Genomic DNA, 12,888 nt, shown 5'->3' on the forward strand with positions numbered 1-12,888 from the left:
CAACCACAAGGTCCCCGCATGAGAAACCTCCTGCTCACCCTGGTCCTGCTTGTTGGCCTCACCGGCTGTGCCACCCACACCGGCAAGCCGCTTACCTCCTGGTACGAGGGCGGGAACCGAACCGCCATCCTCGACTTCATCCAACGCACCACCGACCCCAACAGCCCCGACTTCGTCCCCGAAGCCGAGCGTATTGCCGTGTTCGACAACGACGGCTGCCTCTGGGCCGAGCAACCCGCCTACTTCCAGCTCCTGTTCGCGATCGACCGGATCCATGCGATGGCGCCCGACCACCCCGAGTGGAAGACCACCGAGCCGTACAAGTCCATCCTCGCAGGCGACACCAAGGCCCTCGCAGCGCAGGGCGAGCACGCCATCCTCGAACTCGTCATGACCACCCACGCCGGCATGACCACCGACGAGTTTGACCACTCGGCCCGAGAGTGGCTCGCCACCGCCACCCACCCGACCACCGGCAGGCTCTACACCGACATGGTCTACCAGCCCATGCTCGAACTGCTCGGCATCCTCCGAGCGCACGGCTACAAGACCTTCATCGTCTCGGGCGGCGGGATCGACCTCATCCGCGTCTTCAGCGAGGAGGTCTACGGCATCCCGCCCGAGCAGGTCGTCGGCTCCAGCATCAAGACCGCCTTCGAGATGACGGACCACGGCCCTGTCATCCGCCGACTCGCCGAGATCAACTTCATCGATGACAAAGCCGGTAAGCCCGTTGGTATCCACCAGCACATCGGCCGCCGGCCGGTCTTCGCCGCTGGCAACTCCGATGGCGACCTGCAGATGCTCCAGTGGAACGACGCTGGCGATGGCCCCAGCCTCAATCTCATCATTCATCACACCGACGCTGAGCGAGAGTGGGCCTACGACCGCGATTCGCACATCGGTAAGCTCGATAAGGCTCTCGACGCCGCTCAAGCCGAAGGCTGGCTCGTGATCGACATGGCCCGCGACTGGAAAGCCGTCTACCCCCAGTAGCCCGTTCCACGCCGGAACCATCTCGCCTATCCTCACCCCATGGCCAAGCCAGGCGGGAAGTTCGGACCGATCAAGCGCCAGCACGGCCGCATTCAGGGCCTCGACCCGCTTCTCGACCGAATCGTTTCCGACTGCCCGCACATCACCCGCATCGTCCCGGGCCGCATGGGTCGCAAACGCGGCAAAACCCCCGCATCCCTGCGCATCCAGTACCCCACCACACCCCATGGCTCAGGCGATGCCAAACGAGCCACCGGCCTCAAGTGCCTCTACACCCACGCGGGCTCATGGCAAGAAGTCTTCCTCGTCTGCTCCGACATCGACGCGGCTCGCCTGTGGCTGGTCAACCACGCCAATGCCATCGACGCCGAAAAGACCTGATCAAGCCGCGGCATCAAGATCCTCATAGGGATCGAATGGCTGCGTCATGAACTCCCGTGATGGCCGGCCCACCAGATACCCCTGCACATAATCCACGCCCAACTCCCGACAGAAATCCAGCTCTGCCAGCGTCTCCAGGCCCTCAGCGATCGTCGTGATCCCTCGCTCCTGCGCGTATCGGATCAACCCGATGAACATCGACGTCTCGCCCGTCGCCACAGCGCGGCGCAGCACCTCACGGTCAATCTTGATCAGGTCCGGGTTGAGCTGATCAATAAACAAAATCGCCGTGTTGCCACTCCCAAGATCATCGAGCGCCACCTTCGCCCCACGCTCACGGTAAGCCACCAGAATGCTCTTGAGATGATCGATGTCTGGGAAGGCCTCACTCTCGACAACCTCAAACGTCAGTTGACTGATGTCCGCCCCGGCACGCTCGGCCGCCGCGAACGTTGTCGCCAGGCACACCTCAGGGTCATACACCGTGATCGGGAAGAAGTTGATGAACACCCGACCGCCCGTCCTCAGGTACATCTCGCTCTGCTCAATCGCGGCCCGCCGACAGGCCTGATCGAGCACCAACAGGGCATCGTGCGCCTTGGCCGATCGCACCAACGCATCCGGCGAGATCGCTTGATCCCCCCGAAAAGCACGCATCAGAGCCTCATGCGCAAACACCTCACCCGTCACCGCATTCACAATCGGCTGATACTGAAAACGCAGCGAACGGTCTCGCAGCACAGCACCGAACCACGGAGAGTCCAAACGCGTAAAAACCTCCTCGATCGCCTTCGAAGACCACGGGTCAAACCGACCCGCCTCATCCGCGACACAAGCCCTCAGCGACTGACGATCCACCACCGTGAAATCCGCCACCATCGCCCTGAGCTCATCAAGCCGATCGCCCAGGATGACAAACACCCCAGCCTCTCGCTCACAGTCTGGAAAAGACGCCCGAAGTGCCGGCTCCGCTGTCGGCGAAGAAGTCTTCACCACAACCCCAGCATCGACTAAGGAACCGTCATAAGTCTGACAACCACAGCGATGACCACAGCTCATAACCAGCTCCTTGGGGATGCCCGTGCCTACGGACATTCGACTCAAGAAAAGGCTGTAGCCAGCGCAACAGCAGAACAGTCACCAAGACCGAATCCTCATCCCCTCCCCAAGCAGAACAAGCGTTACGGATCACATACCCGTTAGCCCACCGTCGATCCCGATGGCACCGAGTTATCGGGCATCAGCAAAACCACATCCTTGGTCTCGCCATCCTCCTCAACCGAAGCCGCCAGCAGCATGCCGTTCGACTCCTCGCCCCGGATCTTCCGCGGAGCCAGGTTCGCCACGATCACGATCTGCCGCCCCACCAGTTTCTCCGGATCATAAAAATCGCGAACCCCGGCGCAGACCTGACGGCGTTCGCCGCCCACATCCAACTGCAACTTCAGCAGCCGATCCGCGTTCGGGTGCGCCTCGGCCTCCACCACGGTCGCAACCCGCAGGTCTAGCTTCACAAAATCTTCAAACGTAACGGTCGGCTTTAAGTCCATCGGGTCCGGCTCCTCGATAGTACAGGTCTCCGCGTAGAATAACGCCTACAGCCATCCGCACGCCAAACCCCTACTCCTCACCAGCACCATGCTTGAAAGCCTAAGACAGGCCTGGAAGAACACACGCCGAGGCGGACGCCTGCGACGCTCCAACCGCTGGCGTCGTCGCCTCGCTCTTTCTCTGCTCGCCATCATCCTCGCCCTCACAACCGCCGCCGCATGGATGCTCCACCCCGCCAACCTCACCCCCTCCATCACCTCCGCCCTTCGCAACACCCTGGGCATCAACATACGTATCCAGCGTGCCTCGATTGACCTCACCAGCATGACCCTCCACATCGAGCAAATCCAACTCCTCAACACCACCCCTCAGGACAAACTCGACACCGCCGCGGTCGTCCCGCTCGCCCTCGTCCGACCCAACTGGATCGGTCTGATCACAGGCAGCAACCCCATCGACACCGTCCTCCTCATCCGCCCGACCCTCCGCATCGTCGAGAATCAGGCCGATGGCGAACTCAACCTCGCACGACTCCTCCGCCTTGCACAGAAGCAACGAGACACTCAGACCACACCTGGTCAACAGTCCGCACGAGAGCCAGTCGATCTTCCCACCGTCTACCTCCGCGCGGCCGAGATCCACTTCGCCTCCCGCGATACCCAGGGCAACGTGACTGAACTGGCTCAGTACCCGCTCACCGGACACATGAAACCCCGAGGCTCCACCGGCTACCAGTTCATCCTCAAGCAGGCCACCCGCACCAGCCGACCCGGCTTCATCCTCACCGGACGCTTCAACGCTGAAGAACCCTCCATCAACCTCGACCTCGAACGACTCGACCTCGAACAAGGCATCCGCTACGCCCTACCTCGCAACGCCAGAACCTGGTGGGACTCCCTCGATCCCCAAGGCGACGTCACCCGTGTCAGCCTGGGCGTCAGACAACTCCAAGACACCTGGCAGGTCAACGCCCAGCTCATCCTCAATCAGGCCGCCATCACCCTCCCCTTCACCGACCAACGCCCACCACGTATGACAGGCGTCACAGGTCGCCTCGCCATCAACAACAATCAGCCCAGCATCGAACTCACCGGAAACATCGAAGGCATCCAGTACGCCATCGAAGCTACAGCCCAGTCACTCAGCCCCGACGCCTCTTTCACGATGACCGCGAAGACCGACCCCTTCGTCGTTCCCGATCGCCCCGACCTGATCTTCGCCCTGCCCCCCCAGGCCCGTGACCTCTACAACAACCTCGAACCCGCTGGCACCCTCGCGATCGAAACTACCCTGAATCGCGCTACACCTAATGGCCCAATCACCTATCGCGGAACCATCCACGCCATCGACGCCTCCATCCGATACTTCCGCTTCGCCTACCCGGTCCGCAACGTCCGCGGAACCGTCAAGTTCAGCCCCGAAGCCGTCGAACTCATCGGACTCACCGGCAATGGCGTCACCGGAGCCTTCATCGCCATCGACGGCCGCATCGCCCCCGTCGGACTCGACCCCGCCGTCAACATCAACGTCACCATCAACGACCTCCCCATCGACCACCTGCTCTTCGAGGCCCTCAACGATGGGTCCGATCAGGCCGTCCAGATGTTCTTCGATCGAGAGCAATACGCCCGACTGCAATCCGAAGGCATCCTCGATTCCCCGCCCCTCGAACCCGATCAGATCATCCCCCCCACCCTCGGCGGAACCATCGATGCCGACTTCACCCTCCGCCGCCCCGTCGGCCCCGACCAGCCTGCCATCACCACCACGGTCATCGACACCACAGGACTCCGAGCCCTCCAACGCCACTGGCCCTACCCCATCACATCACAACGCGGGACGTTCACCGTCTCAAACAACTACGTCCGCATCGATGACCTCCACGTCACAGGACCCACCGGCGGGTCAGGTGTGATCAACGCCCAACTCCAACGCGAAGAAGAAACCGGACGACTCGATGGCGACGTCGTCATCACCCAGGCACAACTCCCCGTCGATCCTTACCTCCTTGCCACCATCCCGGGCACCGCCCGCAACATCGTCACCAACCTCGCGCCAACCGGAAACCTCGAAGGCAACGCCACCGTCTCACTCAAGATGGACGGAACCGCCTCCTTTGATGTCAACGCCAACGTCCTCAGCGCGTCTCTAACACCCCACGGCGGCGACTACCGAATCCTCGATGTCAACGGCAGCTTTAGCGTGACCAACGAACAACTCACCATCCCCGCCATGACCGGCGACCACGCCGGTTCAACCCTCGCGGCCTCTGGCACCATCAACTGGGGCGACCCCGCTGGCCCCGCCATCATCGCCGATGTCAACGCGACCAACCTCACCATCGAGCCCGGCCTCATCCACCTCATCCCGCCCGACACGACGCTCCGGCCCGCCGTCGAAACACTCTTCGACACCCACAAACCAACAGGCACCACCCACGCCCACCTCTCCGTCCGACGACAACCCGTCTCGGATGACCCCGGTATCAGCCTCGAACTCACGCCCTCACGACTCGCCTTCGACTTCAACGACCTGCGCTTCGACTCAAGCAACCTCACAGGCACCGCCACCATCAATACCTCCATCATCACCCTCAACCAGATCACCGCCGCCACCTCAGACGCCACCTTGACCCTCCATGGGACCTCCTCTCACAACACCGACACCGCCAACCTCGACATCTCCGCCTCGGGCGGCGCCATCGACACCTCCATCCGCGCCTTGCTCCCTCCCGGCGCCGTCCGCTTCATCGACAACTTCCAACTCACAGGCGGCTGGTCCGTCAACGCAACACTCAACCGAACCCCGCAAGCCAATCAACCCCATCCGATCACCACCTTCAAGGGCCGCATCGACCTCGAAAAAGCCGCGTTCAACCCCGGCATCATCATCACCGATGCCTATGGCAGCGTTGACCTCGCCATCCGCGCCGACAACACCTCCGACTGGCCGCTGATCGACCTCACCGCAGTCATCGCCCGTCTCCAGGCCACCAAACGAACTGTCGAATACGCCGCCCTCCAACTCTCCAACACCAAAAACCGCGAACGAATAGATATCCCGATGCTTCGTGGTGCCCTCTACGACGGCAGCATCTCCGCAAATGGCTCGATCGAACTCACCGGCAGCACCGAATACCGCTTCAACCTAGATATCGTCAACACCGACATCGACCGCTTCGCCGAACCCAAAGACCCCGCTCCACCGACCGACGCACAACGAGCCTGGGTCCAGCAAGCACTCGCCGCCAAACCCGATGACTTTGAAAGCCTCACCGCCCCGCCACCCATACCAGCCAGCGCCAACCCCGACAATTTCTCCGCCTCCCTCTCCCTCGCAGGCATCACCGGGCAGCCCGACTCCCGCATGGGTCGTGGCGAACTCCAAGCCGTCAAGATCAACCTGCTCGACCAACCCCTCTCACTCGCCGTGCTCCGCGCCTTCAACCTCACCCTGCCCAACCGACGACCTCTCGACACCGCCACCATGCGCTACCTCATCGACGGCGACCACGTCCGCTTCGATGGCGTCCAGTTCACAGCACCCGACTTTGCCATCATCGGCGCTGGCAACATGAACTACGTCACCCGCGAAATCGATCTCGCCCTCTACTCTCGCTCGCGCACCGGCTCGACACTCGGACTCAACCGCGTGGTCGATACGCTCCGCGACCAGATCGCCGCCATCCGTGTGACCGGGACCGTCGAAGAGCCCCAGACCTCCGTCTCCTTCTTCCCCGGACTCCGCGACTCGCTCCAGAGCACCCTCGGACTCTCCAGCGTCCCCCCCTTCCTCGACCGCGTCTTCAATGACCCCCTGCCTTGACAACTTACCTCAGTCGCGAACCTTACTCACCTCCAGCACGCGAGCCAGAAAACTCGTCGCTGCCTCCTCCGCCACTGGTCCGCCCTTGTAATAAAGCTCACTCGATACACCCGCTGCCTCACAGACCTGGTGAAGCGCCACGCCGTGCGAAGGGTGATGCAGCATCGCGCCCGGCGACGTGCGATCCGTGATCGAGAGTTCCGCCGCATAATCAAGACGTACCGCAGGGTCATCCGCAGTCACATGCGTGATCGGCGACGCCTCCGCCACCCGAACACGCATTACCTCATCCGTCAGCTCTTCCCCCTCCTGCTCCACCAGGTAACGCCACGACCGCGTGTCTACCAGACGCCCCAACCCAAGACCGCGCCAGAACTCAGGGTCATACGAAACCTGCGCATCCTTTACCCACGCACCCGATACGCGCGACGACTCCCGCAAAACCGGATCATCCGACAGCGAATCAGCGACATCGTCGTGCAGCGCAACCCACAGCGCGATCCCTGCCCCCGCCGAACTCCCCATCACCGCTATACGCTGTCCGTCTAACTCATAAGTCTCGGCATGCAGCCGCAAGTGCTGGATCGCCCGCGCACCATCAAGCATCGCCGCTGGCAATGGATCCGTCTTCACAAACCGATAGTTCACCGCCACCACGCTGATTCCCAACTCATGCAGCCTCGATACCAGCTTCGCACTCACGCCCGATTTATCGCCGCGAGCAAAGCCGCCGCCATGAAAGTAAACCAACACCGGGCTCAGACCCTCTCCACCCGGTGCCGGATACAGATCCAGTCGCTGTCGTTCTGCCGGGCCGTACGCCACGTCAAGCACTGGCTCGACACCCGCAAAAGCAACCGAGGACAACACCATCACTAAACTTAAGACCAACAAACACTTGACCATACTCAAGCCTCTTGCCGCAACAACACCCGATCCAGATACTCTCCGAGCATCTCCGCCCACGCCTCATCTTTCCAAACCGGATCACACGTCGATACCCCGAGCCGCGCCACCACAGCGACACCCGTCATCCGCTCCAGCCATTCCCGATTCGTCGCCACCGATACATCATCAGTCATCACCTCGGCCCCATCATTCATCACGATCCCCGCCACCTCGATGTTCGCCACGCGCAAGCGCTCAATCGTCAGCGTCGTATGGTTCAAGGTCCCCAACCCGCTCCGCGCCACCACCAACGCCGGCAGCCCCACCGCCGCCATCAACGCCCATACCCGAGGCGACCCATCCGGCCCTAGCGGGACCTCCACACCCCCAGCCCCCTCCACCAGCACCACCTCATGCTCCCGCCGCACCCGATCCCACGCCCGACCAACCCGCCGCCAGTCCACCGCCTCGCCCAGCTCAGCCGCCGCGATCCCCGGCGCCAGCGCCGCCTCGTACACCACCGGACAGACACTCTCCGCATCCATCCCTGCCGCCTCCGCCAGCACCTCAGCATCCTCCGCCACCAGCATCCCATCGCGCCACACCGCCCCACTCGCCATCGGCTTGAACACCCCGACCGACAAACCCCGCCCACGCAGCGCACGACACAAGGTAGCCGTCAACGCCGTCTTCCCCACCGCGGTATCGGTGCCCGTCACAAAAAAACCACGCCGACCCGCACGCCAGTCCACATCCGTCCAAGGGGTCCCGCTCATACTCATAGCTTAGAACATGCTGGGAACCAGATCAGCATGCGTCGTTATCACCCTTACCGCCAGCATTCAGAATCCTCTCGATCTCCTCCGCCGATGCCCCGCGCTCGATCAGACGTGCCTTCAGCGCAGCCTCTTCCCTGATCCGGATCGACCTGACCACCGCGGTGCTGATGATGTACACCACCCCCGCTCCGATTCCCAGCACAAACGCCAGATTGCCCGTGTCGTTCAGAAAACTCAAGTCAGGCCCTTGGGCCATCAGCATCATCATCACGACTTCTCCTTTTCCCCAGCGGTCGCCCGCAACACCCGCTCGATCTCCTCCACCGACGCCCCTCGCTCCAGCATGAGTGCCTTCAACGCAGCCTCCTCACGCACGCGCGTCGATGCCACGACCGCCTTGGTAATCAGCGTCGTCAACACCACAGCCAGCGCAAACCCCATTCCCGCCAGTCCAAGCACAATCGGTACCGAGTCACCAGAAGAAAAACCAAACATTTGAGCAAGCACCAGCATCATGATCACCTCAATAGCAGAGTTCTGGCCCCGGATCGTCGCACACCACCTCGGTTTCTTGCAACCCCGCTAACCCTTTCTGCAGCCCGCCAACCCCCTCACCCGACCTTTCCCATAGATCAACCCCCGCCAGAGACCCCAACCATGCCACGACAAACCATGACCTTCGGCGACTGGAAAAAACGACTTGGCCCCGCCGTCCCCCTCGAACGCATCCCCGGCATGACCAGCCGATCCCCCAACCAGGTCGCCGCCGCCGTCCGCGAAGGCTCCCTGCGCGTCAACACCTTCCGCGGAGCCAACGGCCGCACCTACCAATGGGTCCGACTCGAAGACCTCCTTCGCTACCTCCAGACCGGACAACGAGCCCAGCCCAAGGTCACCCTCGAAGGCATGGCCCGCGCCTTCAAACAGATGGTCGGCGAAGAACCCCGTCGCTCCGCCTAAGTGCCGTACAAACCAGCAAAACAAAAGAAAATCGCCCGAATCCGTCAGGACCCGGGCGACATACTAAGTCTTAAAAATGAACGACGAGCCAAACACTCGATGCGACGGCTTAACCCTGACCGTCGGCCTGCCGTTTACTCAAAAGGATCTGCTGCAGCGAACGCTCGATCTGATCCAACTCCCGCAGCACCACGCCTCGGCGTGAATCCGACACCACGGCAAGCTCCTCACACAACGCACGCCACCGAGCACGAAGAAGGCTGGGGCTTTCGCGGTCCGTCATGGCCCGTTCCATCGACGCCTCCTCTCTGGGCTTCTACCCAGATTCACAGGAAATGAGAACCGGCTGCTCACACCCGACCCTACACCAGGCCGGAAACAACCACGCCACAACATAGCAAAGGCCAACCACCTTGTCACGCCTTTTCTCCCGGAAGTCCAGTCTTATCCATAACTTATGGTTTTCTAGAAGACTCTCGCGCAGATCTTGTATCACCCCGACAAAGCCACAGATCAAGCCTCACCAAGAGGTTAGAACAAATCATGGCGGGCTTTGTTTGGCAAAATCAAATGATCCGCCAGCTAACCCAAACCCCCGTCCAGAGAAAAAAAACCGCCCACGAAGGGACGGTCAACAAGCTCATCATCACCGCAGCGAGCCTCACCCCTTCGCCATCTTCCGCAGCACCGTCTGGAGAATCCCGCCGTTCCGGTAGTACTCGATCTCCACCGGCGTATCGATCCGGCACACCGTCTCAAAACTCGTCACCCTCCCCGACGGATGCGTCGCCGTCACCTTCACCGTCTGCCGAGGCGTCAAACCATCATCCACTGGGATCGAAAACGTCTCCGTCCCATCCAGCCCCAGCGACTCATGAGTCGCACCATCCTTGAACACCAAAGGCAGCACACCCATCCCCACCAGATTCGACCGATGAATACGCTCGAAACTCGCCGCGATCACCGCCTTCACACCAAGTAGAAACGTCCCCTTCGCCGCCCAGTCACGCGACGAACCCATCCCGTAATCCTTACCCGCCAGCACCACCAGTGGCGTCCCCGCCTTCTGATAGTTCACCGCCGCGTCATAGATGTACGTCGCGTCCCTCCCCTTCGTAATCAAGCCATCGTGCTTGGTGAAATCCGTCGTCCATCCCCCCTCCGTACCCGGAGCCAACTGATTCCGCACCCGGATGTTCGCAAACGTCCCGCGCGTCATCACCTGATCATTCCCACGCCGTGAACCATATGAGTTGTACATCGGCCGCGACACACCGTTCGCATCCAGATAGTCCGCAGCAGGCGTCCCCGTCTTGATCGCACCCGCCGGCGAAATATGGTCCGTCGTCACCGAATCCGCCAGCTTCGCCAGGCATCGCGCACCCTCGATCGCACCAATCTTCCCCGGCTCAGGCGACAACCCGCCAAAGAAAGGCGGAAGCCGCACATACGTCGACTTCTCATCCCACGAATACAACTCGCCCTCCGGCGCCTCAATCGTCTGCCAGGCATCCGAACCCGCGAACACGTCCGAGTACTGCTCCAGAAACTGCTCGCGCGTGACGTTCTTACTCACCACCTCAGCGATCTCCGCTTGAGATGGCCAGATGTCCTTGAGGTAAACCGACGACCCGCTCTCATCCTCCCCGATCGGATCATTCACCAGATCAACATCCACCGTCCCCGCGATCGCATAAGCCACCACCAGAGGCGGGCTCGCCAGATAGTTCGCCTTCACATCCGGATTCACACGACCCTCAAAGTTTCGGTTCCCCGACAACACCGAGCAAGCCACCAGCTTGCCCTTGTTGATCCCCTCCGAGACCTCCTCCGGCAACGGTCCGGAGTTGCCAATACACGTCGTGCATCCATAACCCACCGTGTGGAAACCCAAAGACTCCAGGTCCTTCGTCAACCCCGCCCGATTCAGATAATCCGTCACCACCTTCGACCCCGGTGCCAGCGACGTCTTGACCCAAGGCTTGCGCTTCAAACCTCGCGCCGCCGCCTTCCGCGCCACCAACCCCGCCGCCAGCATCACCTCCGGATTCGACGTGTTCGTGCACGACGTAATCGCCGCGATCACCACCGCACCATCCTTCAGCGCAAACGTCTCCCCGCTATACGTCACCGACACCTCAGGCGACGCAGGAGCCTCGGCCACCGCCACGCCACCCTCGGCCTGCATCTCATCAGGCGTCGAGACCGCCGCACCCACCGCCGTCCGACCAAACGTCGCCGATAAATCCTGACGCCACTGATCCCGCATCGCCGACAACGCCACCCGATCCTGCGGACGCTTCGGCCCCGCCAACGCCGGCTCCACCGACCCCATATCCAACTCAAGCTCGTCGCTGTAGACAATCTTCTGCGTCTCATCACGCCACAGCTTCTGCTTCTTCGCATACAGCTCCACCGTCTCGATCAACGCCTCATCCCGACCCGACAGCCGCAGATAAGCAATCGTCTGCTCGTCGATCGGAAAGAACCCCATCGTCGCCCCATACTCCGGCGCCATGTTCGCAATCGTCGCTCGATTCGCCAGCGGCATCTCCGCCAACCCCGGCCCGAAAAACTCAACAAACTTCCCGACCACCCCGTGCTCACGCAACATCTCCGTCACCCGCAACACCAGGTCCGTCGCCGTCGATCCCTCCGCGAGCTTCCCCGTCAGCTTCACACCCACCACCTCAGGCAGCAGCATGTAAATCGGCTGACCCAGCATCACCGCCTCCGCCTCAATCCCGCCAACACCCCAACCCACAACCCCCAATCCATTGATCATCGTCGTGTGCGAGTCCGTCCCCACCAACGAATCCGGATACAGCACACCCTCGGACCCGGCAGCGGAGGGGGCGTCCCAGACCACCTTCGCCAGGTACTCAAGATTCACCTGATGCACGATCCCCGTCGCCGGCGGAACCACCCGGAAGTTATCAAACGCATCCTGACCCCACTTCAAAAACTGATAACGCTCATTATTCCGCTCAAACTCGTGGTTCGAGTTGATCGTCAACGCCACATCACTCGCAAACGCATCCACCTGCACCGAGTGATCAATCACCAGATCACAAGGCACCAGCGGGTTCACCTTCGCCGCCATCGACGCATCACCCGTCATCGCCACGATCGCATCACGCATCGCCGCCAAGTCCACCACAGCCGGCACACCCGTAAAGTCCTGCAACACCACCCGACCCGGCATGAACGGGATCTCCACCTCACCCACCGACTTCGCGTCATACGACGCAATCGCCCGCACATGCTCCTCCGTCACCACAAACCCATCCAGATTCCGCAGCGCCGACTCCAACAACACCCGGATGCTGTACGGCAGCGACTCAATCGACCCCACCGACTCCAGCCGATACACCGCCCGACGACCCAAAGGCGTCTCCATCACCTCGCGAGCACCAAACGGATCAAGGCTGGACATCCACAAGCTCCTGTCATCAAAAGAGTTAACATCAACAACCCGCCACACTGGCGAACCCCATCACCACCCCGA

12 protein-coding genes are annotated in these 12,888 nt (G+C 61.7%); 4 read left to right on the forward strand and 8 right to left on the reverse strand.

Annotation, left to right across the window (positions count from 1 at the left end):
• Positions 1-18 precede the first annotated feature (18 nt).
• On the forward strand, positions 19-996 hold the full coding sequence (locus tag RIG82_05885) for an HAD family hydrolase (protein ID MEQ9460463.1): 978 nt from the start codon (positions 19-21) through the stop codon (positions 994-996).
• 39 nt (positions 997-1,035) lie between these two features.
• Positions 1,036-1,377 (forward strand): DUF2103 domain-containing protein, encoded by a 342-nt coding sequence (locus tag RIG82_05890; protein MEQ9460464.1) that lies wholly within the window; start codon positions 1,036-1,038, stop codon positions 1,375-1,377.
• On the opposite strand, the gene RIG82_05895 is transcribed toward RIG82_05890, so the two are convergent.
• Together RIG82_05895 and metG are read right to left on the reverse strand one after the other, a co-directional pair.
• On the reverse strand, positions 1,378-2,370 hold the full coding sequence (locus RIG82_05895; GenBank protein MEQ9460465.1) for an EAL domain-containing protein: 993 nt from the start codon (positions 2,368-2,370) through the stop codon (positions 1,378-1,380).
• Positions 2,371-2,576: 206 nt separating this feature from the next.
• Entirely contained in the window at positions 2,577-2,945 is a 369-nt protein-coding gene (gene metG / locus RIG82_05900) for a methionine--tRNA ligase subunit beta (GenBank protein ID MEQ9460466.1), read from the reverse strand.
• A 70-nt stretch (positions 2,946-3,015) separates the two neighbouring features.
• On the opposite strand from metG, the gene RIG82_05905 reads away from it, so the two are divergent.
• Positions 3,016-6,753: a hypothetical protein gene (locus RIG82_05905; protein ID MEQ9460467.1), complete on the forward strand. Its 3,738-nt coding sequence runs from the start codon at positions 3,016-3,018 to the stop codon at positions 6,751-6,753.
• Positions 6,754-6,762: 9 nt separating this feature from the next.
• Here the strand turns inward: RIG82_05905 and RIG82_05910 are convergent, their stop codons facing one another.
• From RIG82_05910 to RIG82_05925, 4 genes are read right to left on the reverse strand one after another with little or no spacing between them, the layout of a single operon-like run.
• Entirely contained in the window at positions 6,763-7,626 is an 864-nt protein-coding gene (locus tag RIG82_05910) for an alpha/beta hydrolase (protein MEQ9460468.1), read from the reverse strand.
• Between the two features lie 35 nt (positions 7,627-7,661).
• Positions 7,662-8,417 carry a dethiobiotin synthase gene (gene bioD / locus RIG82_05915; GenBank protein MEQ9460469.1) on the reverse strand — a complete coding sequence of 252 codons (756 nt, stop codon included), beginning with the start codon at positions 8,415-8,417 and terminating at the stop codon, positions 7,662-7,664.
• A gap of 31 nt (positions 8,418-8,448) precedes the next feature.
• A complete protein-coding gene (locus RIG82_05920) occupies positions 8,449-8,688 on the reverse strand; it encodes a hypothetical protein (protein MEQ9460470.1) in 240 nt (79 codons plus the stop codon).
• Positions 8,688-8,936, reverse strand: a complete 249-nt coding sequence (locus RIG82_05925) for a hypothetical protein (GenBank protein MEQ9460471.1) — start codon at positions 8,934-8,936, stop codon at positions 8,688-8,690. Before RIG82_05925 ends, RIG82_05920 begins: the two co-directional genes overlap by 1 nt.
• 141 nt (positions 8,937-9,077) lie before the next feature.
• Here RIG82_05925 and RIG82_05930 point away from each other — a divergent pair, with 141 nt between their 5' ends.
• Positions 9,078-9,380, forward strand: coding sequence for a hypothetical protein (locus RIG82_05930; GenBank protein MEQ9460472.1), 303 nt, complete (start codon positions 9,078-9,080; stop codon positions 9,378-9,380).
• Between the two features lie 109 nt (positions 9,381-9,489).
• Here the strand turns inward: RIG82_05930 and RIG82_05935 are convergent, their stop codons facing one another.
• Both RIG82_05935 and acnA read right to left on the reverse strand, forming a co-directional pair.
• Entirely contained in the window at positions 9,490-9,675 is a 186-nt protein-coding gene (locus RIG82_05935; protein ID MEQ9460473.1) for a hypothetical protein, read from the reverse strand.
• Positions 9,676-10,041: 366 nt separating this feature from the next.
• Positions 10,042-12,816 (reverse strand): aconitate hydratase AcnA, encoded by a 2,775-nt coding sequence (gene acnA / locus RIG82_05940; GenBank protein MEQ9460474.1) that lies wholly within the window; start codon positions 12,814-12,816, stop codon positions 10,042-10,044.
• Between the last annotated feature and the right edge of the window lie 72 nt (positions 12,817-12,888).

This window comes from Phycisphaeraceae bacterium (genome assembly GCA_040222855.1).
GTDB lineage: Bacteria > Planctomycetota > Phycisphaerae > Phycisphaerales > Phycisphaeraceae > Mucisphaera.